This is a genomic window from Micromonospora sp. CNZ309 (genome assembly GCF_002846525.1).
In genome coordinates, this window is the sequence record NZ_PJNG01000001.1 from 3,137,095 (window position 1) to 3,161,335 (window position 24,241).

The 24,241-nt window shown below is 74.9% G+C and carries 18 protein-coding genes and 2 pseudogenes; 6 read left to right on the top strand and 14 right to left on the bottom strand.

Annotated elements, in window-relative coordinates; all coding sequences use genetic code 11:
• Positions 1-122: 122 nt before the first annotated feature.
• The 3 genes from CLT72_RS12590 to gltB form a co-directional block, all read right to left on the bottom strand.
• Positions 123-923, bottom strand: coding sequence for an SGNH/GDSL hydrolase family protein (locus CLT72_RS12590; RefSeq protein ID WP_101411791.1), 801 nt, complete (start codon positions 921-923; stop codon positions 123-125).
• A 198-nt stretch (positions 924-1,121) separates the two neighbouring features.
• On the bottom strand, positions 1,122-2,630 hold the full coding sequence (locus tag CLT72_RS12595) for a glutamate synthase subunit beta (protein WP_101411792.1): 1,509 nt from the start codon (positions 2,628-2,630) through the stop codon (positions 1,122-1,124).
• Entirely contained in the window at positions 2,623-7,344 is a 4,722-nt protein-coding gene (gene gltB / locus CLT72_RS12600) for a glutamate synthase large subunit (protein ID WP_101411794.1), read from the bottom strand. The genes CLT72_RS12595 and gltB overlap by 8 nt, the downstream gene beginning before the upstream one ends.
• Positions 7,345-7,490: 146 nt before the next feature.
• Here gltB and CLT72_RS12605 point away from each other — a divergent pair, with 146 nt between their 5' ends.
• Positions 7,491-8,336, top strand: coding sequence for a GNAT family N-acetyltransferase (locus CLT72_RS12605; RefSeq protein ID WP_101411796.1), 846 nt, complete (start codon positions 7,491-7,493; stop codon positions 8,334-8,336).
• Between the two features lie 229 nt (positions 8,337-8,565).
• On the opposite strand, the gene CLT72_RS12610 is transcribed toward CLT72_RS12605, so the two are convergent.
• From CLT72_RS12610 to trpC, 5 genes are all read right to left on the bottom strand, one after another.
• Entirely contained in the window at positions 8,566-9,753 is a 1,188-nt protein-coding gene (locus tag CLT72_RS12610) for an FAD-dependent oxidoreductase (RefSeq protein WP_101411798.1), read from the bottom strand.
• A gap of 12 nt (positions 9,754-9,765) precedes the next feature.
• The gene (lgt, locus tag CLT72_RS12615) at positions 9,766-11,019 is read right to left on the bottom strand and encodes a prolipoprotein diacylglyceryl transferase (protein ID WP_101411800.1); all 1,254 of its coding nucleotides are present in this window, start codon (positions 11,017-11,019) and stop codon (positions 9,766-9,768) included.
• A 76-nt stretch (positions 11,020-11,095) separates the two neighbouring features.
• A complete protein-coding gene (gene trpA, locus CLT72_RS12620) occupies positions 11,096-11,899 on the bottom strand; it encodes a tryptophan synthase subunit alpha (RefSeq protein WP_101411802.1) in 804 nt (267 codons plus the stop codon).
• A gap of 4 nt (positions 11,900-11,903) precedes the next feature.
• Positions 11,904-13,142 (bottom strand): tryptophan synthase subunit beta, encoded by a 1,239-nt coding sequence (trpB, locus tag CLT72_RS12625; RefSeq protein WP_101411804.1) that lies wholly within the window; start codon positions 13,140-13,142, stop codon positions 11,904-11,906.
• Positions 13,143-13,336: 194 nt separating this feature from the next.
• A complete protein-coding gene (trpC, locus tag CLT72_RS12630; RefSeq protein WP_199184752.1) occupies positions 13,337-14,140 on the bottom strand; it encodes an indole-3-glycerol phosphate synthase TrpC in 804 nt (267 codons plus the stop codon).
• A 557-nt stretch (positions 14,141-14,697) separates the two neighbouring features.
• Between trpC and CLT72_RS12635 the strand changes: the two genes are divergently transcribed.
• Positions 14,698-14,955, top strand: a complete 258-nt coding sequence (locus tag CLT72_RS12635; protein ID WP_101415126.1) for a hypothetical protein — start codon at positions 14,698-14,700, stop codon at positions 14,953-14,955.
• Here the strand turns inward: CLT72_RS12635 and CLT72_RS12640 are convergent.
• From CLT72_RS12640 to CLT72_RS32780, 4 genes and pseudogenes are all read right to left on the bottom strand, one after another.
• Complete coding sequence (locus CLT72_RS12640) at positions 14,948-15,559, bottom strand: Trp biosynthesis-associated membrane protein (protein WP_101411808.1); 612 nt, start codon at positions 15,557-15,559, stop codon at positions 14,948-14,950. The genes CLT72_RS12635 and CLT72_RS12640 overlap by 8 nt on opposite strands.
• Entirely contained in the window at positions 15,556-17,142 is a 1,587-nt protein-coding gene (locus CLT72_RS12645) for an anthranilate synthase component I (RefSeq protein WP_101411810.1), read from the bottom strand. The genes CLT72_RS12640 and CLT72_RS12645 overlap by 4 nt, the downstream gene beginning before the upstream one ends.
• On the bottom strand, positions 17,139-17,576 hold the full coding sequence (hisI, locus tag CLT72_RS32775) for a phosphoribosyl-AMP cyclohydrolase (protein ID WP_101415127.1): 438 nt from the start codon (positions 17,574-17,576) through the stop codon (positions 17,139-17,141). Before hisI ends, CLT72_RS12645 begins: the two co-directional genes overlap by 4 nt.
• Positions 17,577-17,762: 186 nt before the next feature.
• Positions 17,763-18,353 (bottom strand): annotated as a pseudogene (locus CLT72_RS32780) (phosphoribosyl-AMP cyclohydrolase); the annotation flags it as partial.
• 382 nt (positions 18,354-18,735) lie between these two features.
• On the opposite strand from CLT72_RS32780, the gene CLT72_RS12655 reads away from it, so the two are divergent.
• From CLT72_RS12655 to CLT72_RS12665, 3 genes are all read left to right on the top strand, one after another.
• Positions 18,736-19,464, top strand: coding sequence for an ABC transporter ATP-binding protein (locus CLT72_RS12655; RefSeq protein ID WP_101415128.1), 729 nt, complete (start codon positions 18,736-18,738; stop codon positions 19,462-19,464).
• Positions 19,461-20,198: an ABC transporter permease gene (locus tag CLT72_RS12660; RefSeq protein ID WP_101411812.1), complete on the top strand. Its 738-nt coding sequence runs from the start codon at positions 19,461-19,463 to the stop codon at positions 20,196-20,198. The genes CLT72_RS12655 and CLT72_RS12660 overlap by 4 nt, the downstream gene beginning before the upstream one ends.
• 67 nt (positions 20,199-20,265) lie before the next feature.
• Positions 20,266-20,874, top strand: coding sequence for a TetR/AcrR family transcriptional regulator (locus tag CLT72_RS12665; protein ID WP_101411814.1), 609 nt, complete (start codon positions 20,266-20,268; stop codon positions 20,872-20,874).
• Between the two features lie 27 nt (positions 20,875-20,901).
• Here the strand turns inward: CLT72_RS12665 and CLT72_RS12670 are convergent, their stop codons facing one another.
• Positions 20,902-21,657: a DUF2470 domain-containing protein gene (locus CLT72_RS12670; protein ID WP_101411816.1), complete on the bottom strand. Its 756-nt coding sequence runs from the start codon at positions 21,655-21,657 to the stop codon at positions 20,902-20,904.
• Between the two features lie 68 nt (positions 21,658-21,725).
• Between CLT72_RS12670 and rpsD the strand changes: the two are divergent.
• Positions 21,726-22,338: pseudogene (gene rpsD / locus CLT72_RS12675) on the top strand (30S ribosomal protein S4).
• A 56-nt stretch (positions 22,339-22,394) separates the two neighbouring features.
• Here the strand turns inward: rpsD and CLT72_RS12680 are convergent.
• Positions 22,395-24,122, bottom strand: a complete 1,728-nt coding sequence (locus CLT72_RS12680; RefSeq protein WP_101415129.1) for an ABC transporter ATP-binding protein — start codon at positions 24,120-24,122, stop codon at positions 22,395-22,397.
• Between the last annotated feature and the right edge of the window lie 119 nt (positions 24,123-24,241).

The window sequence follows — 24,241 nt, forward strand, 5'->3', positions numbered from 1 at the left end:
CGCCCCTGGTCGTGGCAAACCCTAACGGACGGCGGCGAGGGTACGACAGTGTGGAGCGACGGGACACGCCGCGGGGGCGGCCCGCCGGTCCGGTGTGGACCGCCGGGCCGCCCCCTGGTGGGTCAGCGGGTGACGGCGTTCAGCGCCGGCAGGTAGCCGTCGCGGTAGCCGGCGGCGTTCGGGTGGTACGCCTCGATGAGGCCGCTGATGTCACGGATCCACGGGGTGGCGGCGCATACGCCGTGGCCGGCGAAGGTGGGCCGGGTGTCGGCGAAGGTGGCCCCGGCGGCGGCGGCCCGCGCGGAGGTGACGGCGGCGAGGGTGTCGGCGGCCTCGTTCAGGATGGTGCGCTTGTAGGTGCTCATCGCCAGCAGACCGCAGTAGTTCGTCTCGAACAGGCGCGGGTAGCCCAGCACGATCAGTCGGGCGTTGGGGGCCCGCTCGCGGATCGCGGCGTAGGTGCGGTCGAGCCGGCCGGGCAGCGTGCCGGTGGCGAACGCCTTGGCCTCGTTGACCGCGTTGGTGCACTCGGAGGTGCTGCCGAGGCGGCAGCTGGTGATCACGTCGGCGAAGCCGGCGTCGTTGCCGCCGATGGTGATGGTGACCAGGGTGGTGGTGCTGCTCAGGGAGCTGACCTGGTTGTTGATGACGTCGGCGGTGACCGCGCCGCCGCAGGCGGGGAAGCGGAAGCTGTCGACGTTGTTCGCGGCGGCCCACAGCGGGGCGTACGACTTCTGGCTGCGCAGACAGCCGGACCAGTCGTACGGGCCGGCGCCGACGCCGGAGGAGTACGAGTCACCGAGGGCGACGTAGTGCAGGGGGGCGGCAGCCTGGGCGGCGGCGGGGACGGCGACCGCGCCGAGGATGGCGGTGAGAAGGGTGACCAGCGCGGGCAGGGCGCGCGCCAACGGACGGTGGGGCATGGGACCTCCACGGGACATGGGGGTGGTGGAGCCCGGTGACCGCGCGCGTGGCCAGGGGTGTGATCGTTGTTACTAGCCGGTAAGACTAACGAAACATCCAGATCAATGGAACAGGCTCGACCTCTTTCGACAGCACCGTCAACGACAAACCCGCCCGCCCACGGGGGGGCGGGCGGGCGGGTCGGTGACGGACCGTGGTCAGCGAGCCACGAGGGGCTGGCGGGCCGGGTCCACCGGGGCCGGCAGGGTGCCCGTCCCGCCCAGGTGGGCGTGGATGGCGGCAGCCGCGGCGCGGCCCTCGGCGATCGCCCAGACGATCAGCGAGGCGCCCCGGTGCATGTCGCCGGCGACGAAGACGCCGTCGACGCCGGTCTGCCAGTCCGGCCGGGCGTCGATCGCGCCACGCGCGTTGCGGGAGACCCCGAACTGGTCGAGCAGCGGCTGCTCCTCGGTGCCCTCGAAGCCGATGGCCAGCAGCACCAGGTCGGCCGGCAGCTCCCGCTCCGAGCCGGGCAGCGGGGTGACGATGCGCCGCCCGTCCCGCTTCTCCACGGTCACCTCGGCGATCCGCACCGCGCGCACCTGACCGGTGCCGTCGTCGACGAACTCCTGCACGGCGACGGCGAAGACCCGCTCGCCGCCCTCCTCGTGCGCCGGGTAGCTGCGCAGCAGCCACGGCCAGGTCGGCCACGGGTCCCGGGCCTCGTCGCGCGCCTGCGGCGGCTGCGGGTAGAGGTCCAGCTGGTGTACGCCGGCCGCGCCCTGGCGGTGCGCCACGCCCAGGCAGTCCGCCGCCGTGTCGCCGCCACCGATGATCACGATGTGCTTGCCGGCCGCGTCGATCGGGTCGCCGTCGGGCAGCACCGCCGTGTCGGGCCGCCCGCCCGCCGCCGCGGCCACCACGCGGTTGGCCGCCACGAGGTGGTCCATCGCCTGGTGCACGCCGCGCAGCCCGCGCCCCGGCGTCTGCGGGGTGTCCCGGCCCTGGAGCGCGCCGCAGGCGAGCAGCACGGCGTCGTGCTCGGCGCGCAACTGCTCGGCGGTGACGTCGACGCCGACGTCCACCCCGGTGCGGAAGCGCACCCCCTCGGCGGAGAGCTGGGCCACGCGCCGGTCGATGTGGACCTTCTCCAGCTTGAAGTCGGGGATGCCGTACCGCAGGAGGCCGCCGATCGCGTCGTCGCGCTCGTACACCGTCACGGCGTGACCGGCGCGGGCGAGCTGCTGCGCGGCGGCGAGACCGGCGGGCCCGGAGCCGACCACGGCGACCGACCGGCCGGTCGGCGTCGACGCCGGGCGCGGCGACAGCCCGCCCCGCGCGACGGCCGCGTCGGCGATCTCCACCTCGACCTGCTTGATGGTGACCGGCTCGCCGCCGCCGATGCCGAGCACGCAGGCCGCCTCGCAGGGCGCCGGGCAGAGCCGGCCGGTGAACTCGGGGAAGTTGTTGGTGGCGTGCAGCGAGTCCACCGCGGCGTCCCAGTTGCCCGTGCGGACCAGGTCGTTCCAGTCCGGGATGCGGTTGCCCAGCGGGCAGCCGTCGTGGCAGAACGGGATGCCGCAGTCCATGCAGCGGGTGGCCTGCTCGCGGATGAGCTCCTCGCCGGCCGGCGGGTACACCTCGCGCCAGTCGCTGATCCGCACCGGCACCGGGCGGCGCGCGGGCAGCCGCCGGTCGTAGCGCAGGAAACCGTTCGGGTCAGGCACGAGCCACCTCCTGGACCGTCACCCGCGAGGCGGGCAGGGTCGGCACAGACGAAGCGGAAGGCGCCGGCTGCGCTGCCGAGGCGGCAGGGCCCGCCAGTGCGCTCATCACCGCGTCGTCGACGTCGCGGCCGGCGGCTTCGGCGGCCCGCATGATCTCCAGCACCCGGCGGTAGTCGCGGGGCACCACGGCGGTGAACTCCGCCACCGCCTCCGGCCAGCGCTTGAGCAGCCCCTCGGCGACCGTCGAGTCGGTCTCGGCGAAGTGCCGCTGCACCAACTCGTGCAGCACTGCCTGCTCCGGCTCGGACAGCGGCGCCAGGTCGACCAGCTCCGCGTTCACCCGCCGGCGGTCCAGCGCGTGCACGAAGGCCGTACCGCCGGACATGCCGGCGGCGAAGTTGCGGCCGGTCGGTCCCAGCACCACCACGGTCCCGCCGGTCATGTACTCGCAGCCGTGGTCACCGACGCCCTCGACGACGGCCACCGCGCCGGAGTTACGCACCGCGAACCGCTCCCCCACCCGGCCGCGCAGGAACAACTCGCCCGCGGTGGCCCCGTAGAGGATGGTGTTGCCGGCGATGATCTGGTCCTCGGCCCGCTGCCCGGGCGCGGCGTCGCCGTCGAGGAACGGGGCGGCGACGTCCGGCCGCACGACGAGCCGACCGCCCGAGAGGCCCTTGCCCACGTAGTCGTTGGCGTCGCCGTGCAGCCGCAGGGTGACCCCGTGCGGAAGGAACGCGCCGAAGGACTGGCCGGCGGTGCCGCGCAGCGTGAACTCGATCGTGTCGGCGGGCAGGCCCGCCCCGCCGAAGCGGCGGGTCACCTCGCCGCCCAGCATCGCGCCGACGCTGCGGTGCTCGTTGCGCACCGCCACCGCCACCCGCACCGGCGTACGGTCGCGCAGCGCCGGGGCGGCCAGGGCGATCAGCTCGTTGTCCAGCGCCAGCTCCAGGCCGTGGTCCTGGGCCCGTACGCCCCGGCGCGCGGCCCCGGCCGGCAGCTCCGGCAGGTGCAGCACGGGGGTCAGGTCGAGCCCGCCGGCCTTCCAGTGCGCGATCGCCGGGGCGACGTCGAGCAGCTCGGCCTGCCCGATGGCCTCCTCGATCGACCGCAGGCCCAGCTCGGCCAGGTAGCCGCGGACCTCCTCGGCGAGGAACAGGAAGAAGTTCTCCACGAACTCCGGCCGGCCGGTGAAGCGTTCCCGCAGCACCGGGTTCTGGGTGGCGATGCCGACCGGGCAGGTGTCGAGGTGGCAGACGCGCATCATCACGCAGCCCTCGACGATCAGCGGCGCGGTGGCGAACCCGAACTCCTCGGCGCCGAGCAGCGCCGCGACCAGCACGTCGCGGCCGGTCTTGAGCTGCCCGTCGACCTGCACGGTGACCCGGTCGCGCAGCTTGTTGAGCAGCAGCGTCTGCTGCGCCTCGGCCAGCCCCAGCTCCCACGGGGTGCCGGCGTGCTTGAGCGAGTTCAGCGGCGAGGCGCCGGTGCCGCCGTCGTGGCCGGAGATCAGGATGACGTCGGCCTTGAGCTTGGCCACGCCCGCCGCCACGGTGCCGACGCCCACCTCGCTGACGAGCTTGACGTGCACCCGCGCGGACGGGTTGACGCACTTCAGGTCGTGGACGAGCTGCGCGAGGTCCTCGATGGAGTAGATGTCGTGGTGCGGCGGCGGGGAGATCAGGCCGACGCCGGGGGTGGCATGGCGGGTACGGGCGATCCACGGCCAGACCTTGTTGCCGGGCAGCTGCCCGCCCTCGCCGGGCTTGGCGCCCTGCGCCATCTTGATCTGGAGGTCGTCGGCGTTGACGAGGTATTCGCTGGTCACCCCGAACCGGCCGCTGGCGATCTGCTTCACGGCCGAGCGGCGGGCCGGGTCGTGCAGCCGCTCGACGTCCTCGCCGCCCTCGCCGGTGTTGGACTTGCCGCCGAGGCGGTTCATCGCGATCGCCAGGGTCTCGTGCGCCTCCGCCGAGATCGACCCGTACGACATGGCGCCGGTGGCGAACCGCTTGACGATCTCGGTGGCCGGCTCGACCTCGTCGAGGGGCACCGGAGGCCGCACGCCCGTACGCAGGGTGAACAGGCCGCGCAGCGAGCCGGCCTTCGCGGCCAGCTCGTCGACCTTGGCCGTGTACTGGCGGAAGACGTCGTACTGGCGGCTGCGGGTGGCGTGCTGGAGCAGGAAGACCGTCTCCGGGTTGAACAGGTGCAGCTCGCCCTCGCGGCGCCACTGGTACTCGCCGCCCACCTCCAGCCGGTCGGTGGGCTCGGCGCCCGGCGGCGGCCAGGCCACGGCGTGCCGGGCGGCGACCTCGGCGTGGATGCCGTCCAGCCCGATCCCGCCGATCTTGCTCGGGGTGCCCCGGAAGTAGCGCTGGACGAGCTTGGCGTCCAGCCCCACGGCCTCGAAGACCTGCGCCCCGCAGTACGACGACACCGTCGAGATGCCCATCTTCGACATGATCTTCAGGACGCCCTTGCCGAGGCCCTTGACGTAGTTGCGGACCGCCTTCGCCGGCTCGACGCCGACGAGCGCCCCGGTGGAGATCATGTCCTCCACCGACTCGAAGGCCAGGTAGGGGTTCACGGCCGCCGCGCCGTAGCCGATCAGCACCGCCGCGTGGTGCACCTCGCGGCAGTCGCCCGACTCGACGATCAGCGCCACCTGGGTGCGGGTCTGCTCGCGCACCAGGTGCTGGTGCACGGCTGCGGTGAGCAGCAGCGACGGGATGGGGGCGAGGTCGGCGTTGGAGTCGCGGTCCGACAGCACCAGGATGCGTACGCCGTCCTCGATGGCCTCGGAGACGTGCCGGCAGATCTCCGTCAGCCGGGCCTTGATGCCGGCGCCGCCCTCGCGCAGGCGGTAGAGCCCGGAGACCCGGACCGCCTTGAAGCCGGGCAGGTCGCCGTCCTCGTCGATGGAGAGGATCTTCGCCAGCTCGTCGTTGTCGATCACCGGGTACGGCAGCACGATCTGCCGGCAGCTCGCCGGGCCGGGGTCGAGCAGGTTGCCCTCCGGCCCGATGGTCGACGCCAGGCTGGTCACCAGCTCCTCGCGGATGGCGTCCAGCGGCGGGTTCGTGACCTGCGCGAAGAGCTGATGGAAGTAGTCGTAGAGCAGCCGGGGCCGGGTGGACAGCGGGGCGATCGGGGTGTCGGTGCCCATCGAGCCGAGCGGCTCGGCGCCCGTGCGCGCCATCGGCGCGAGCAGGATCTTCAGCTCCTCCTCGGTGTAGCCGAAGGCCTGCTGGCGGCGGCGTACCGAGTCGTGGGTGTAGACGATGTGCTCGCGCGGCGGCAGGTCGGTCAGCTCGATCAGGCCGGCGTGCAGCCAGTCGGCGTACGGCTGCTCGGCCGCCAGCTCGGCCTTGATCTCCTCGTCGTGCACGATCCGGCCGGCGACGGTGTCGACCAGGAACATCTTCCCCGGCTGGAGGCGGCCCTTGGCGACCACCCGGGCCGGGTCGAGGTCGAGCACGCCCGCCTCGCTGCCGAGCACCACGAGCCCGTCGTCCGTACGCCACCAGCGGCCCGGACGCAGGCCGTTGCGGTCCAGCACGGCGCCGACGACGTCGCCGTCGGTGAAGGCGACCGACGCCGGCCCGTCCCACGGCTCCATGAGGCTCGCGTGGAAGCGGTAGAAGGCGCGCTTGTCGGCGGCCATGTCGGGGTCGTTCTCCCACGCCTCGGGGATCATCATCAGCACCGCGTGCGGCAGGCTGCGCCCGGCCAGGTGCAGCAACTCCAGGACCTCGTCGAAGTTCGCGGAGTCGGAGGCGGCGGGGGTGCAGACCGGGAAGACCCGGCGGATGTTGCCGGGGAGGTTCGGGCTGCGCAGGAGTGCCTCGCGGGCCTGCATCCAGTTCCGGTTGCCGCGGATCGTGTTGATCTCGCCGTTGTGCGCGATGAGCCGGTACGGGTGCGCCAGCGGCCAGGACGGGAACGTGTTCGTGGAGAAGCGGGAGTGCACCAGCGCGATCGCGCTCTGCACCCGCTCGTCGGTCAGCTCCGGATAGAACGCCGGCAGCTGGTCGGGGGTCAGCATGCCCTTGAAGACCATGGTCCGCGCCGACAGCGACGGGAAGTAGGCCGGCACGCCCCGCTCGGCGCTCTCCCGCTCGGCCTGCTTACGCACGCAGAACGCCACCCGCTCCAGCTCGATGCCGCGCAGCGGCGAGCCGGCCGGCCCGGCCGGCGAGTCGGTGAGCCGGCGCGCGGCCAGGAAGAGCTGCCGGACCCGGGGCATCGCCGCCAGGGCGGTCTCGCCGAGCCCGCTCGGGTCGACCGGCACGTCCCGCCAGCCGAACAGGTGGGCGCCTTCCACGAGCGCGTACTTCTCCACCACGCGGCGGGCGCGGGCCTCGTCGGCGTCGTCGTCGGGGAGGAACACCAGGCCGGTGGCGTACTCGCCGGCGGGCGGCAGCGGGAAGTCCACCACCGCGCGCAGGAACGCGTCCGGAATCTGGATCATGATGCCCGCGCCGTCGCCCGTGTTCGGTTCCGCGCCCCGGGCTCCCCGGTGGTCCAGCCGGCAGAGCGCGTCGAGGCCGTTGGCCACGACCGCGTGCGAGCGCCGTCCGTGCAGGTCCGCCACGAAGGCCACGCCGCACGCGTCGTGCTCCTGCGCGGGGTCGTAGAGACCGGCCGCGGGCGCTCCCGGGCCGAGGTGCGGGGCCTGCCTCGGGCTGCTGTGAGGGTACGGAAAGGCCACCGGGCCTCCTGTCGTCGCTCAGGGTGGATCTCGATCGGGACGACGTCGGCCCTCAAGGGTCTATTGAGTCTACGTTAGGGTCCGGCGCGCAAGGCCAGTGCAGATTGATCACACCTTCCAGAGTCTGGGACGTGTAGTCTCGCGCGGTGGATTTTCTGCGCCAGGACCTGTTCGGCCGGTTGGAGCACTTCTACGACGCGGTGCCCCGGGACGGGGCCCGCGCGGAAGAGCACGGCGGCCTCGTCCTGTTCGTCCGGGAAGGCCCCGGCTGGCCGTTCTACGCCCGGCCCCGGCTCGACGCCGACACGGCGCCGTCGCTGGCGGACGTCACGGCCGTCCGCGAGCGGCAGCGCGGGCTGGGCCTGCCCGAGGCCTTCGAGTGGGTGCACGAGACCACCCCGGACCTGCTGGCCGTGGCCCGCTCGGCGGGGCTGGCGGTGCTGGAGGCGCCGCTGATGGTGCTCGACCCGGCCGCCCTGCCCGACCCGGGCACCCTCACGGACGTACCGCTGCGGGTGCTCGACGCGGCGGCGCCCAACTTCGCGGCGGACGTGGCGGCGCGGCGGGCGGTCGCCGCCGTGGGGTTCTCCGCTGCCGGCACCGGACGCGGCGAGGCCGGCCCCGCCCAGCGGGACGCCGCGATGGCCGAGTTGGACGAGGCGGCGCTCGACGAGGAGCGGACCCGCGTCGCGGACGGCCGGCGGCTGTCGGTGCTGGCGGGAACGCCGGCCGAGGGCGCACTGGCCAGCGGGATGGCGATGCGGGTCGGCGACGTCGCCGAGATCGCCGGCGTGGCCACCCTGCCGTCCGCCCGCCGCCGTGGCCTGGGCGGGGCGGTCACCGCCACGCTGGCCCGCGAACTGCTGGCCGCCGGCACCGGCCTGGTCTTCCTGTCGGCGGGCAGCGAGGACATCGCGCGCGTCTACCTGCGGGTCGGCTTCCGCCGCATCGGCACCGCCTGCATAGCCGAACCCGCCCCGGTATCCCCCTGACCCAGCACAACTGCAAGATCCGCGAGGGCCGCGGCCTGTTCCACTCAACCGTGACTGACTGCGCCGGGCCTCGACGCCGGCGGTGGTGGTGTCCGCACGCTCCGATACCACACAGGCATTCTTATGCCCCTGAGGTATCAGCGTTCCGGCGGCGGTGGTGTATCGGCTAGCTGACCGTCACCTTGCGGCTGCGGGCCACGTGAGCCGTAGGCGCGGGGGTCGGATGGGGTCAGGTCGGGGGGCGCCATTGGGCGGCCGTGGTGGCCGCCGTGGAGAGCAGGCGGGGACTCAGGGCGCCCAGGGCGGCGTCGCGGGCGCGCAGCGCCAGCGGGCCCCGGGCCTTGAGCACCGCTGACATCCGGCGGGTCTGGCGGACCACCGTGGCCGCGCGGGGTCGGCGTGCCCGGTCGTACGCGACCACCGCGTCGGGCAGCCGGGACTCGCGCAGCAGCGAGGCGAGGGTGGCCGCGTCCTCGAAGGCGAGGCAGGCGCCCTGGCCGAGGTGCGGGGGCATGGCGTGCGCGGCGTCGCCGAGCAGCACCACCCCGCCCGGGCCGGCCGGGAAGCCGTACGACCTGGGCAGTGGCCGCAGCTCGCGGATCTCCTGCTGCACCAGATCCGTCGGGTCGGTGGCGTCGAGCAGGTCGGCGATCGGCGCGGGCCAGCCCGCGTACCAGCGGCGCAGCAGGGCGAGCTGGGTCTCCGGCGGCTCCGGGCGGGGCGCGCCGACGGCGGTCGCCACCCAGTAGATGCCACCCCGGCTGGAGGCCCCGGAGGAGCCGCGCTCGCCGAGCGAGGCGGACACGAAGCGGTAGCCGGCACCGAGCACCTCGCCGCCGACGGGCCGGTCGGCGGGCAGCTTCGGTGCCCGGTACCAGGGGATCACGGCCCGCCACGCGGCGCAGCCCGAGCTGACCACGCCGGACTCCGGGGCGAGCTGCCGACGGAGCTCGCTGTCGGTGCCGTCGGCGGCGACGACCAGGTCGGCCTCGATGGTGTGCCGGCCGTCGCCGACCGAGGGGCGTTCCCCGGACGCGGCCCGGACCGTCCGCACGGTCACCCCGGTACGCAGCTCGACCTCGTCGCCCAGACCGGCGATCAGCGCGTCGTGCAGGTCCTCCCGGTGCACCACCACCGGCATCCGGTCGGCCGGCGTGGGGCGGGGCTGCACCAGCCAGTGCCCGTCGGGGCGGCGCACCCCGCCGTCGGCGAGCGGCGTGGCGATCGCCTCCAGGCCGGCGCCGAGGCCCAGGGCGCGCAGCGCGCGTACGCCATTGGGCCAGAGCGCCACGGCGGTCGGCTCGGGGCGGACGCGGTCGGCCCGCTCCAGGAGGGTGACCCGCCAGCCGGAGCGGGCCAGCGCGCCGGCGACCGCGAGGCCGCCGATCCCGGCGCCGACCACGACCGCGCTACGCATGGGTGCTCCCTCTCAGCTGTCGCGCTCGGCGGGCCGAATGCCCGTGGCCCCGGCCCGGTCCTGCGCGGTTTGCCCGTCGGCGTCCGGCCCGTCGGCGTCCGGCCCGTCGGCGTCCGGCCCGTCGGCGTCCGGCCCGTCGGCGTCCGGCCCGTCGGCGTCCGGCCCGTCGGCGTCCGGCCCGTCGGCGTCCGGCCCGTCGGCGTCCGGCCCGTCGGCGTCCGGCCCGTCGGCGTCCGGCCCGTCGTGCGCGGGCTCCTCACCGGTCTCCCGCCAGTGCCGGTACTGCTCCTCGCTCACCACGCGGTAGCCCTCGGGAGCGGCCGGCCGCGCGCCGGCCTCCCGCGCGGACAGGTCGACCTGCGAGACGTCGGAGTCGGCGACCGGCTCGGGCGTCGGGGCGGCGCCGACCGGGATCAGGTACTCCCGGGGACCGCGCACCCGCACGAAGTAGGCCAGGGCGCCGAGGAAGACCAGACCGGCGGTCCAGACGTTGAGGCGTACGCCGAGGATGGTGTTCGCCTCGTCGGTGCGCATCAGCTCGATCCAGAACCGCCCGGCCGTGTAGCCCATCACGTAGAGGGCGAACGCCCGCCCCCGGCCGAGGCGCAGCTTGCGGTCGAGCACGAGCACCAGCGCGGCCACGCCCAGGTTCCACAGCAGCTCGTAGGCGAACGTCGGGTGGTAGAGGCCCGGTTCGAGGATCGGCTGACCGGCGTCGTCGCGCAGCGCGTGACCCGGATTGTCCGGGTCCATCCGGTGGATCTCCAGCCCCCAGGGCAGGCTGGTCCGACCGCCGTAGAGCTCGTTGTTGAACCAGTTGCCGAGCCGGCCGATCGCCTGCGCGAGCGGCAGGCCGGGGGCCAGCGCGTCGGCGACCACCGCGAACGGGATGCCGAGCTGCCGGGCCGCGAGCCACGCGCCGACGGCGCCGCCGGCCACCGCGCCCCAGATGCCGAGACCGCCCTCCCAGATGGCGAACGCCTTCATCGGGTCGCCGCCGGTGCCGAAGTACTTCTCCGGCGAGGTGATCACGTGGTAGATGCGGGCGCCGATGATGCCGGCGGGCACCGCCCAGACCGCGATGTCGAGGACGGCGCCGGGGGCGACGCCGCGCTGGCGCAGCCGCCGCTCGGTGACCCAGCAGGCCACCACGATGCCGAGGATGATGCACAGCGCGTACGCCCGGATCGGCACCGGTCCGAGCTGCCAGACGGCGGTGCTGGGGCTGGGCAGGGCCGCCTGGGGAGCGAGCGAGGCGTAGGTCACGGGTGCACACGCTACCGCCGTGGGCCCCTCCGGTGGCACCCCGGTCCACCGTTCGCCGCTCGCGGCGGCCGACCGGTCAGCGGGTCGGGTTGCGTACGCCCTCGGCGAGTTCCGCGCTCAGCGCGCGCAGGGCGGCCAGCCCGGACGCCTCGTCCGGCGCGTCGAGCAGGCAGCGGATCAGCGCGCTGCCGACGATGACGCCGTCGGCGTACCCGGCGACCGTGCCGGCCTGCGCGCCCGTGCCGACGCCCAGCCCGACGCCGACCGGCAGGTCGGTGACCTCCCGCGTGCGGGAAACCAGGATCGGGGCCGCGTCGGAGGTCTGTGCCCGGGCGCCGGTGACACCCATGATCGCGGTGGCGTAGACGAAGCCCCGGCAGTGCCCGACGGTCATCGCCAGCCGCGCGTCGGTCGAGGACGGCGACACCAGGAAGGTGCGGTCCAGCCCGTACGCGTCGGAGGCGGCGAGCCACTCGCCGGCCTCCTCCGGGATCAGGTCCGGGGTGACCAGGCCGGTGCCCCCGGCCGAGGCGAGGTCCCGGGCGAAGGCGTCGACGCCGTAGCGCTCCACCGGGTTCCAGTAGGTCATGGTGACCACGGGCGCCCCGGTGGCCGCGACCGCCTCGATGACGCGCAGCGTGTCGCGGGTGCGTACGCCGCCGGCGAGGGCGATGTCGCTGGCCTTCTGGATCACCGGCCCGTCCATCACCGGATCGGAGTACGGGATCTCCACCTCGATGACGTCGACGCCGGCGGAGACCATGGCGGTCATCGCGGCGATGCTGCCCTCGACGGTCGGGAACCCGGCCGGCATGCAGCCGACCAGCACGGCCCGCCCGTCGGCGCGGGCCTTGTCGAAGGCCACCCCGATCCGGCTCACGTTCTCACTGCTCCTTGTCGAGGATGCCGAAGTAGTCGCCGGCGGTGTGCACGTCCTTGTCGCCCCGGCCGGAGAGGTTGACGACGATCGTCGGCTCCCGGCCCAGCTCCGCGGCGAGCCTCGGGGCGATCTGGAGGGTGCCGGCGAGCGCGTGCGCGCTCTCGATCGCCGGGATGATGCCCTCGGTGCGGCAGAGCAGTTCGAACGCGGCCATCGCCTCGTCGTCGGTGACCGGCAGGTACGTCGCGCGCCCGCTGTCGTGCAGCCAGGCGTGCTCCGGCCCGACGCCCGGGTAGTCCAGCCCGGCGGAGATCGAGTGCGACTCGCAGGTCTGCCCGTCGTCGTCCTGGAGCACGTACGTCCGGGTGCCGTGCAGCACCCCGGCGGAACCGCCGGTGATGCTGGCCGCGTGCCGGCCGGTCTCCACCCCGTCGCCGCCGGCCTCGAAGCCGTAGAGCCGCACGTCGGGATCGCCGACGAAGGCGTGGAAGATGCCCAACGCGTTGGAGCCGCCGCCGACGCAGGCGGTCACCGCGTCGGGCAGCGCGCCGGTCAGGTCGAGGCACTGCTGGCGCGCCTCGTCGCCGATGCCCCGGACGAAGTCGCGCACCAGCGCCGGGAAGGGGTGCGGCCCGGCCGCCGTGCCGATCAGGTAGTGGGTCTCGTCGACGTTGGCGACCCAGTCGCGCATCGCCTCGTTCATCGCGTCCTTGAGGGTGCGCGAGCCGTTCGTGACGGGGACGACGGTGGCGCCGAGCATCCGCATCCGGGCCACGTTGAGCGCCTGCCGCTCGGTGTCGACCTCGCCCATGTAGACCACGCAGTCGAGGTCGAACAGCGCGGCGGCGGTGGCGGTGGCGACGCCGTGCTGGCCGGCGCCGGTCTCCGCGATCACCCGACGCTTGCCCATCCGCCTGGTCAGCAGCGCCTGGCCGAGCACGTTGCGCACCTTGTGCGCCCCGGTGTGGTTGAGGTCCTCCCGCTTGAGCAGCACCCGCGCGCCCACCTTGGCGGAGAACCGCTCGGCCGCGTAGAGCAGCGACGGGGTGCCGGCGTAGTCGCGCAGCAGGGCGGCAAACTCGGCCCGGAACGACTCGTCGGCCATCGCGGCGCGGTGCGCGGCGTCCAGCTCGTCGAGCGCCGCGACCAGCGCCTCCGGCACGAACCGGCCGCCGAAGCGGCCGAAGTGGCCCGCCGCGTCGGGGAACGGACCGATCTCCGCGGCCAGGGCGTCGGCGCTCATGCCGGCGCTCCGCTTCGCTCCGTGCCGCCATGAGGCACTTCCGCGCTGAGCCTGATGATTCGCTCGCTGCGCTCACTCATGCCGGCGCTCCGCTTCGCTCCGTGCCGCCATGAGGCACTTCCGCGCTGAGCCTGATGATTCGCTCGCTGCGCTCACTCATGCGGGCATCCTCTCGGTGGACGAGCCGGTGCGCCTCAGCGCACCGGGCGGGGCGTGGCCGGGTGGTTGCCGGCGTTGACCAGCTCGGCCACCGCCTCGCGGGGGCTCTTCTGGGTGACCAGACCCTCGCCGACCAGGACCGCGTCGGCGCCCGCCGAGGCGTACCGGATGAGGTCGTGCGGGCCGCGCACCCCCGACTCGGCGATCTTGACGACGCTGCTGGGCAGGCCGGGCGCGATCCGCTCGAACACCGAGCGGTCGACCTCAAGGGTACGCAGGTTGCGGGCGTTGACCCCGATCACCTGGGCACCGGCCTCCAGGGCGCGGTCGGCCTCCTCCTCGTCGTGGACCTCGACCAGGGCGGTCATGCCCAGCGACTCGATCCGCTCCAGCAGCCCGACGAGCGCGTTCTGCTCCAGGGCGGCGACGATCAGCAGCACCAGGTCGGCGCCGTGCGCGCGGGCCTCGTGCACCTGGTAGCTGGAGACCACGAAGTCCTTGCGCAGCACCGGGATGCTGACGGCGGCGCGGACGGCGGCGAGGTCGTCGAGCGAGCCGCCGAACCAGCGGCCCTCGGTGAGCACGCTGATCGCCCGCGCGCCACCGGCGGCGTACTCGCCGGCCAGGTCGGCCGGGTCGGCGATCTCGGCCAGCCGCCCCTTGGACGGCGACGAGCGCTTCACCTCGGCGATCACCGCGACGCCCGGCTTACGCAGGGCCGCGTACGCGTCCAGCGGCGGCGGCGCGGCGGCGGCCAGTTCGCGGATCCGCTCCAGCGGAATCTGCTCCTGGCGCCGGGCGACGTCCTCACGTACGCCGGCCAGGATCTCGTCGAGCACGCCAACGGACGCTGCCGGACCGGCCTCGTCCCCCTCCGCGTGCGCATGCTCAGCAGTCACCAACGGACTCCCCTCTCCGGGTGTCATGGGCCGATGCTAGGGGGCGCCACCTGGCGACGGGTGCCGGGGGTATGGCGTGCCTCACGAGATGGGCTCGGGCATAATGGCCGACCTCCGGTGAACGGCATGTCACGCTGGGCGATCACGCCCATCGACGAACGCCACGCGAGCACCACGCCTCCGCCCTCCCGGTCATCGACGTGATCCTATCCGCTGACGCGACCGGCCGCCCGGTTCGGCGTCCACCGCCGGTGCGCTCCACCGCCCGCCGCGGCGCCGTCCGCCAGCCCGCGGCCGCGCGGTGCCCCGGTCGCCGCCGGTGCCGGGCACGCGTGTGACCTACCTCAAGGCCGAACGGCCCTTTCGCAGGTCATGGCACCGGAAGCAAAGTTGACGTGTCGGTCACCACGGCGAAACGTGAACCAGCCAGCATCGTCCTCGGGCAGACTCGATGACGCGTCTGCCCCTCCGTCACCAACGATCTCTGCGGGGTGATCATGAGCACTGTCGAGCCGCACCAGCCCATCGGACTGACGACCGTCTCGCGTACCGTCGCGTCGCTCGCCGTCGGTGTCGTCCACACGCTGGAGCGCGCCGTGGTGGGCGAGGCACGGATGCGCACCGCGCGGGGCAACGCCTGGGAGGCGGTCTGCGCCGACCGGGCCCGGGCGGAGCAGCGGGCCGAGCTGGACCGCCTGGTGGCGGAGCTGGCGGCGGCCCGGGCCGCCGCCCGCGAGCGCCAGCCGGTCAGCTGACCGTCGGGTCCTCTCCCCGGTCCATCGCGTCCCACGCCTCGGTGGTGCGCCGGCCGGTCACCCGGCCGCCGTCGCCTCCGGGCACCGGGGCGGCGTCGCCCGCCGGCCGCCGCTCGTAGCGGGCACCCATCGCCGGCCACCGGCGGCCCCGCAGCGCCGTCAGCAGCCCGCCCGCCGTGGCGAGCACCCCGCCGAGCAGGCAGAGCGCCGGCCAGTGCCGGGCGACCTCGCCGTCGAACGCCGCGACCAGCCCGTAGCCGCCGCCGGCCGCCACGGCCACGCCGAGCCCGCACAGCAGCCCGCCCAGCAGCCGCCGCGCCCGGCCCCGGGTGGCGAGCACGGCGCCGCCGCCGGCCAGCCCGACCAGCGCCAGCGCCGGCAGCCAGGGCAGCAGACCCGCGCCCGTGCGGGCGTCGCGTACCGGCGGCAGCGGGGTGGGCCGGGCGGTCAGCTCGACCGCCCAGGTGCGGGTCGACGCCCACAGCGCCAGGCCCGCGCCGGCCACGCAGAGCAGCACGGCGTACGTCAACTCGCGTCGGCCCGGGTCGGACCGGCCCGCCGGAGTCGCCCCCGGCTCCCGGCCCCGCGGCTCGGCGGCCGTCACCGGGCGGGCCGGAGGGTCTCGGCGGCGGCGATGGCGGCGAGCACGGCGGCGGCCTTGCTGCGGGTCTCCTGGTCCTCGGCGGCCGGATCAGAGTCGGCGACCACCCCCGCCCCGGCCTGCACGTACGCCCTGCCGTCGCGCATCAGCGCGGTGCGGATCGCGATCGCCATGTCCAGGTCGCCCCCGAAGCCGAAGTAGCCCACGGTGCCGCCGTAGAGGCCCCGCCGGACCGGCTCCAGCTCCTCGATGATCTCCATGGCCCGCACCTTGGGCGCGCCGGAGAGGGTGCCGGCCGGGAAGGTCGCGGCGAGCGCGTCGAAGGCCGTACGGTCCTCGCGCAGCGTGCCGACCACGGTCGAGACGATGTGCATGACGTGGCTGTAGCGCTCGATGGTGGCGAACTCCGGCACCTCGACGGTGCCCGGGCGGCAGACCCGGCCCAGGTCGTTGCGGCCGAGATCGACCAGCATCACGTGCTCGGCGCGCTCCTTGGGGTCGGCGAGCAGCTCCGCGGCGAGGCGGGCGTCGGCCTCGGGGGTGCCGCCGCGCGGCCGGGTGCCGGCGATCGGGTGCAGCAGCGCCCGCCGCCGCCCCTCGGCGTCGCTGGTCACCTTCAGGTGCGCCTCCGGGGAGGATCCGACGATGTCGAAGCCGTCGAAGCGCAGCAGGTACATGTACGGGCTGGGGTTCGTCGTGCGCAGCACGCGGTAGACGTCCAGCGGGTCGGCGTGGGTGTCCCGCTCGAACCGCTGGGCCAGCACGATCTGGAAGCACTCGCCGGCCCGGATCGCCTCCTTCGCCGCCTCGACGGCCTTCGGGTAGCCGCCCTCGGGCGTACGGCTGCGCACCTCGCCCGCCGGGGGGCGCTCGACGGTCGAGACCATCGGCGGGATCGGCCGGGACAGCGCGGTGGTCATCGCGTCGAGCCGCCCGACCGCGTGGTGGTACGCCGCCGCGACCTCCGCGTTCCGGTCCGGCTCGTCCAGCGGCGGCAGGATCGCGTTGGCGACGAGGATCGCCGAGCCGTCGTAGTGGTCCAGCACCACCAGGTCGGCGGCGAGCATCATGCCCAGCTCGGGCACGCCCAGGTCGTCCTCGGTCAGCTCGGGCAGCCGCTCGAAGCGCCGGATCAGCTCGTAGCCCAGGTAGCCGACCATGCCCCCGGTCAGCGGCGGCATGCCGCTGGCCGCGTCCCACGCCGGGCCGGCGAGCGCCTCGACGGTCTCGCGCAGCACCCGGACCGGGTCGCCGGAGGTCGGCAGGCCGGCCGGGGGCCGCCCCGTCCACACCGCGGCCCCGTCGCGCTCGGTCAGCGTGGCGCTGCTGCGTACGCCGATGAACGAGTAGCGCGACCAGGCCAGGCCGGCCGAACCGACGCCCTGCTCGGCGGACTCCAGCAGGAACGTGCCGGGGCCGCCGGCCAGCTTGCGGTAGACGCCGACGGGGGTCTCCGCGTCGGCGAGCAGCCGGCGGGTGACCGGAACGACCCGCCAGCGGGCGGCCAGCTCGGTGAAGGTGGCCAGGTCCGGGCTGACCGCGCCGTCGGAGCGGGACCCGCCGGGCGTCGCGCGCGACGCGCTCACCGGGCCCCCGCCCCCTCGCCGCCGACGGGCAGCTCGGTGAAGAAGCAGGTGCGGTGCCCCGTGTGGCAGGCCGCGCCGACCTGGTCGACGTCGACGAGCAGCGCGTCGCCGTCGCAGTCCAGCGCCACCGCCCGGACGTACTGGTGGTGCCCGGAGGTGGCGCCCTTGACCCAGTACTCGCGGCGGCTGCGCGACCAGTAGGTGGCCCGGCCGGTGGTCAGGGTGCGGTGCAGCGCCTCGTCGTCCATCCAGGCGACCATCAGCACCTCGCCGGAGTCGTGCTGGCGGACCACGGCGGCCACCAGGCCGTCGGGGGTGCGGCGCAGCCGGGCGGCGATGGCCGGGTCGAGCCGGGAGGGACGGGCCGTGCCGTCGGCCGCGGGCTCCTGCGGACTGGGGTGGGCGCCGGTCACGGGCGCGTCAGGTACGGGCACAGTGACCCATTGTCCCGCACGCGGCGCGGGCACGGGCGACGGCTCCCGCCGGGGTCGCGGGGGCAGGTGGGCGGGCCGGGTCAGCTGGTCGACGTAGCGGTCCAGCCGGCCGTCGGCCAGGGCGTCGGCGAGGTCCGCCCCGGCCACCCGCGCGACCTCGGCGGCGTACGGGCGGATCAGCGGCAGCACGCCGGCGACCAGGCGGGCCGCGGCGGCGCAGAGCTGACCGACGGAGCCGGGCCGCAGGCCGAGGCAGAGCAGCAGGTCCTCGCGGTAGTTCGGGGGCGCCACCGGCAGGTCGAGGGCGGCGGCGAAGGCACCCCGGCGGGACGCAACCCGGACCGTGGGGTTGGCCAGCCGCAGCACGGACGGGCAGAGCCGGGCGAGGTCGGCGGCGGCCAGCCGGACACCGAGGTGGTCGTCGGCGTCCCGCGCGCCGGCCACCTTACCGAGCGTCGCGATCAGCTCCTCCAACTGCGGCTCGCCGGCGGGCTGACACAGCACCGGCAGGTCGATCCGGGGCCGCCAGTGCGGATCCGCCCACAGCAGTCGGGCCGGCGCCGCCACCGGCAGCCCGAACGCCCAGTCGGCGGGCTCGCCGAGGCGGGCCAGCCAGGAACGCACGTCGCGGGCGGCCACCGAGACGTGGGTCAGCCGGCCCCCGTGCTCGGCCAGGAATGCCTGGCGGGCGGCGTACGGGGCCCCCGCGAGCAGCACGTCGACGTCGACGTCGCTGTGTGCGGTGGCGGCCCGCCGGGCGTGGCTGCCGCGCAGCATGATGCCGACCACGGGCTGCTCGGCACCGGCCCGCAGCCGGGCCGCCCATTCGCCGAGGAACCTCTCGTCCGGTGACACAGCGTGACCCACGGCGCCATCGTGCCGTACGTCCGATCAGGGCGCAATGCCCGCTGCCGCGCCGGATGCCCGTTGGCGGACCCGCTGTCCGGTCCGAAGGCTAATGCCCGACCAACCGCATCGCCGCCCCGGGGTACCGCGCTTTGGCGACCGCGCCGGGGCGGTGCAGCGTTCGGTCGACCCGGCTCGCCGCCGACGCCGGTGCTGACCTGCCGTTCGAGCGCGCCGGAAGCCGACCGTTGCGCTGCGGCGGACATCCCCGCTAGCGTGAGTTCAACGGATGATGAGTTTCCCGGAGGCGCCGGTGGACGAGGCGATCGCCGTTCGCGACCTGGTCGTCGAGCGGGGCGGGCGGCGGGTGCTGCACGGAGTCAGCGCGACCGTGCCGCGCGGTGTGGTCACCGGGCTGCTCGGCCCGAGCGGCAGCGGCAAGACCACGCTGCTGCGGGCGTTGGTCGGCGTGCAGGTGGTCGGCGCCGGCTCGGTGACCGTGCTGGGGCGCCCCGCCGGGTCGCCGGAGCTGCGCCGCCGCGTCGGCTACCTCACCCAGGCGCCCAGCGTCTACGCCGACCTGACGGTGCGGGAGAACGCGCGCTACTTCGCCGCCCTGCACGGCCGGGGGCGGGCCGAGGCCGACCGGGCGGTCACCGAGGTCGGGCTCGCCTCGGCCGCCGGGCAGCTGGTCGGCACCCTCTCCGGCGGGCAGCGCAGCCGGGCGTCGCTGGCCTGCGCCCTGGTCGGGGAGCCGGAACTGCTCGTCCTCGACGAACCCACCGTCGGTCAGGACCCGGTGCTGCGGGCCGACCTGTGGGCCCGGTTCCACGCCATGGCCGCCGCCGGCACCACCCTGCTGGTCTCCAGCCACGTCATGGACGAGGCGGCCCGCTGCGACCGGCTGCTGCTGATCCGCGAGGGGCGGCTGATCGCCGACGACACCCCCGACGCGGTCCGCGCCGCCGCCGGCACCGACGACCTGGACGAGGCGTTCCTGCGGTTGATCAGGGCGGGCGCCGCCGGACGGGAGGCGTCGTGAACCCCCGGATCCTGGCCGCCACCACCGGCCGCATCCTGCGCCAACTGCGGCACGACCGGCGCACCGTGGCGCTGCTGCTGGTGGTCCCGTCGGCGCTGCTCGCCCTGGTCCACGCCATGTACGTCGACCAGCCGTCGACGTTCGACCGGGTCGCCCTGGTGATGCTCGGCTTCTTCCCCTTCGTGGTCATGTTCCTGGTGACCAGCATCGCGATGCTGCGCGAGCGCACCACGGGCACCCTCGAACGGCTGCTCACCACCCCGCTGGGCAAGCTCGACCTGCTCTTCGGCTACGGCATCGCGTTCGGGCTGGCCGCGGTGGTCCAGGCGGTCGTCGCGTCCGTGGTCGCGTACGGGGTCTTCGGGCTGGACACCGCCGGCAACAGCGGGCTGGTGGTCCTGGTCGCCGCGCTGAACGCCGTGCTCGCCGTCGCGCTCGGGCTGTTCTGCAGCGCCTTCGCCCGCACCGAGTTCCAGGCCGTACAGTTCATGCCGGTCGTGGTCGTGCCCCAACTGCTGCTCTGCGGGCTCTTCGTGCCCCGGGGCGAGATGGCGGGCTGGTTGCAGGCGGTCAGCGACGCGCTGCCCCTGTCGTACGCCGTCGAGGCGCTCCAGGAGGTCGGCGCCCACGCCGAGCCGACCGGCACGATGTGGCGGGACGTGGCGGTGGTCGCCGGCGCGGCGGCGCTGGCGCTGGTGCTCGCCGCGGCCACCCTCCGGCGGCGCAGCGGCTGAGCCGCCGGCCCGACCGGCGGGGCGCAACGCGGCCGGCGGCGGGACGACGGTGGAGCGAAGGGCGACGATGACGCGGCGGACCGGACGACGACCCGGCAACCCGGACACCCGGCAGGCCATCCTCGACGCGGCCCGCGCCGCCTTCGCCGAGCGGGGCTTCGACGCGGCCTCGATCCGGGCCGTCGCCGCCGCCGCGCGGGTGGACCCGGCGCTGGTGCACCACTACTTCGGCAGCAAGGACCGGCTCTTCCTGGCCGCGATGCACGCGCCGGTCGACCCGGCCGAGCTGCTGCCGGGGGTGCTCGCGGGCGACCGCGCGGGGCTCGGGGAGCGGCTGGTGCGCACCTTCCTCGGCGTCTGGGACTCCCCGGCCGGCACCGCCGGCGTGGCCCTGCTGCGCTCGGCGGTGAGCAACGAGTGGACCGCCCGGCTGCTGCGGGAGTTCCTGGTCACCCAGGTGCTGCGCAGGGTCCTCGACGAGCTCGACGTCGACCCGGCCGAGCTGCCGCTGCGCGGCTCGCTGGTGGCCAGCCAGCTGATCGGGCTGGCCATGATGCGACACGTGGTCCGGCTGGAACCGGTCGCCTCGGCCGCCCCGGAGACGCTCGTCGCGGCGGTCGGCCCCACCGTGCAGCGCTACCTGACGGGCGACCTCGCAGAGGTCTTCGCCGGCTGACCGGACGGCCGGGGCGGCGGCACCCGGTCAGGCGTGGTCGGCGTGCCGGGGCGAGGCGTGGCGGCAGACCAGCGGAGGCAGGAGGCGGGTCAGCTCCGCCTGGCACTGCAACGGACGCGGGAACGCCAGCCGGACGCGCCGCCGGGCGCCGGGCCGGCCGTGGGTGACCAGCAGGCCGTACCGGTCGATGCGCACCACCCGGGGTGCGGCGTCGCCGGCGTCGGCCAGGACGAGCTGACGGCACAGGTAGCCGGCCACCTCGGTGCCGTGGTGGTCGGCGAGGTCGGCCAGGAGTTCGGCCTCGACCGCGTGCAGCGGGTCGGCCTCCGCCTCGGCGTACGCCTCGGGGTCGATGCGGCGGACGGTGTCGCCGCGTTCCCAGCGGGCCTCGACCACCTCGAAGCGGTGCAGCCGGAACCGGGTGCCGACGTCGAGCAGGTCACCGGTCGGCTCCACGGCCGCGAAGTCCAGCGCGGCGCGGCGCTCCTCGTCCCCGTCCAGTCGGGCCGCCCAGCCGGAGACCCAGGCCCGGCCGAGGCTCGGCGCACCGGCCGCGGGCGGCAGGTCCAGCACGTCCAGCACGAGCGCGACCTCGGAGTCGCCGCCGGCGGGACGCAGCGCGGCGGCGAGGTCGCTGACCACCGGCACCAGCAGCAGCACCCGGCCGTCCGGGTCGGTCACGTGCCGGACCTGGTGCGGGCCGGGCCGGTGCGCGACGTGGGCGATGCCGGGCAGCCGGCCGGCGACGAGGGTGCGGACGATCTCCGCCGGGCTGGGCCGCATGGACGACTCCTTCATAGGTTAGCCTTACCTAACTCGGAGACTAGAGCACCGGATCGGAGACGTCCAGCGTGAACCAACCCAGGCCCAAGGCCCGCCTCTCCCGCGCCCTCGGCATCCCGCTGACCCGCAAGTGCGTGCGGTACGTCGAGCGCCGCCCCTACCCGCCGGGAGTGCACGGCCGGCAGCGCCGCAAGACCTCGGACTACCAGGTGCGGCTGCTGGAGAAGCAGCGCCTACGCCACCAGTACAACGTCAGCGAGACCCAGCTGCGGCGCGTCTTCGAGGAGGCGGCCCGGGGCGCGGGCAAGACCGGCGAGGGCCTGGTGGCGCTCCTGGAGCGGCGGCTCGACGCGGTGGTGCACCGGGCCGGCCTGGCCCGCAGCGTCTACCAGGCCCGGCAACTGGTCGCGCACGGCCACTTCACCGTCGACGGGCGCAAGGTCGACCGGCCGTCGTACCGGCTGCGGCCCGGACAGGTGGTGGCCGTCCGCGAACGCAGCCGCGCCACCCTGCCGTTCCAGCTCGCCCGCCACGGGCGCCAACGCCACCGAGGGACCCGGCCAGCCGTACCTGGCGGTGGAGCTGGCCGAGCTGCGCACCACGCTGCTGCGCGAGCCCGCCCGGCACGAGGTGCCGGTGATCTGCGACGAGCAGCTCGTGGTGGAGTTCTACTCCCGGTGACCACCGCGCGGCCCGGCACTCGGCCGGGCCGCGCACCGCCGACGCGACGGGTCGGCTCAGCGGGTCTGTTCCAGCCAGGAGGCGTAGAGCAGGCCGTAGACCGACTCCGGGTCCCGGACCAGCTCGTCGTGCGGCCCGCGCTGGACGATCCGGCCCTTGTCCACCACGATCACCTCGTCGGCGGCCTGCGCCGTGGAGAGCCGGTGCGCGATCGCGAGGGTGGTGCGGCCCCGGGTCACCGCGTCCAGGGTGCGTTGCAGCCGCACCTCCGTGGCCGGGTCGACCGCGCTGGTCGCCTCGTCCAGCACCAGCAGGTCCGGGTCGGCCACGTACGCGCGGGCCAACGCGACCAGCTGCCGCTCCCCCACGCTCAGCGCCTCGCCGCGCTCCCCCACCGGGGTGTGCAGGCCCGACGGAAGCCCCTCCAGCCAGTCGGCCAGCCCCAGCTCGGTGAAGGCCGCCGCGAGCTGCTCGTCGGTCAGCTCCGGGCGGGCGAAGCGGACGTTCTCCGCCACCGTGGCGTCGAAGAGGAAACCGTCCTGCGGCACCATCACCACCCGCGACCGCAGCGAGGCGAACCGGACCCGCTCCAGCGGCACACCCGAGAGCAGCACCTGACCGGCGGTCGGGTCCATCAGGCGGGTCAGCAGCTTGGCGAAGGTGGTCTTGCCGCTGCCCGTCTCCCCCACCACCGCCACCCGGCTCTTCGCCGGAATCTCCAGGCTGACGTCGTGCAGCACCGGCGGACCGCCGGGGTACGCGAAGCGCACCTCCGCGAAGCGGATGTCCAGCGGACCGGCCGGCAGGTCCCGCCCCTGCTCGCCCGGGTCGGCCACGTCGGGCTCGACGTCCAGCACGTCCAGCACCCGGCGCCAGCCCGCGATGGCGTTCTGCGCCTCGTTGAGGACCTCGGTGGCGATCTGCACCGGCTGGATGAAGAGCGTGACCAGGAAGAGGAAGGCCGTCACCTCGCCGATGCTCAGGGTGCGGTCGGCGCCGAGGGTCACCCCCAGCACCACCACGCCGGCCAGCGCCAGGCCGGCAGCCAGCTCACCGACCGAGCTGCCCATGATGCTGATCCTGATCGCCTTCTGCTGGGCCCGGCGCTGGCCGTCGATCGCCTCGTCCAGCCGGCGGGCCGTCCGCCCGGCGATCCCGTAGGCCCGGATCACCGGCGCGCCGACCACGCTCTCGCCGATCGCGCCGAGCAGCGCCCCCGTACGCTGCCGGACCACCCCGTACGCCCCCGCGAGGCGGCGCTGGAGCAGCCGGATCAGGAACACGGCGGGCAGGAAGGCGGCGAAGACCACCAGGGTCAACTGCCAGGAGTACGCGAACATGACCAGCGTGGTGACCGCCAACTGGCCGAGGTTGATCACCAGGATCACGCCGCCCCACTGGAGGAACTGGGTGATCTGGTCGACGTCGCTGGTCACCCGGGAGACCAGGGAACCGCGCCGCTCCGACTGCTGGTGCAGCATGGACAGGTCGTGCACGTGCCGGAACGCCCGGATCCGCACGTTGGCCAGCGCGGTCTCGCTGACCGTGAAGAGCCGGCGCATCATCAGGTATCCGCAGAGCGTGGTCACCACCAGCACCGCGGCGGTCGCGGCGACCACCGTCCAGACGACGCCCAGGTCCAGGCCGCCGACGAGGCCGTTGTCGATGCCCTGCTGCACCGCCACCGGCACGGCCGCCCGGCCGACCATGTAGACCAGGGCCAGGCCGAGCGTGCCGGCGAGGCCGACCCGCAGCTCCGGGGAGAGCGCCAGGCCACGACGCAGCGTCTGCCAGGTCGTCTCGGGGTTCTCGGGCGGCTCGTCGGCCGCGGACTTCCGCGCCGTCCCCGCGGTAGTGGCAACGCTCACCGGGCTGGCCTTTCGTTCGCGACTGCGGGGCTCCG

Excerpts from the sequence above, each read along its gene's own strand:
- CLT72_RS12590 (WP_101411791.1), bottom strand. The coding sequence starts at position 923 with ATGCCCCACCGTCCGTTGGCGCGCGCCCTGCCCGCGCTGGTCACCCTT.
- CLT72_RS12610 (WP_101411798.1), bottom strand. The coding sequence starts at position 9,753 with ATGCGTAGCGCGGTCGTGGTCGGCGCCGGGATCGGCGGCCTCGCGGTC.
- trpB (WP_101411804.1), bottom strand. The coding sequence starts at position 13,142 with ATGAGCGCCGACGCCCTGGCCGCGGAGATCGGTCCGTTCCCCGACGCG.
- CLT72_RS12635 (WP_101415126.1), top strand. The coding sequence starts at position 14,698 with ATGAGCACTGTCGAGCCGCACCAGCCCATCGGACTGACGACCGTCTCG.
- CLT72_RS12665 (WP_101411814.1), top strand. The coding sequence starts at position 20,266 with ATGACGCGGCGGACCGGACGACGACCCGGCAACCCGGACACCCGGCAG.
- CLT72_RS12670 (WP_101411816.1), bottom strand. The coding sequence starts at position 21,657 with ATGCGGCCCAGCCCGGCGGAGATCGTCCGCACCCTCGTCGCCGGCCGG.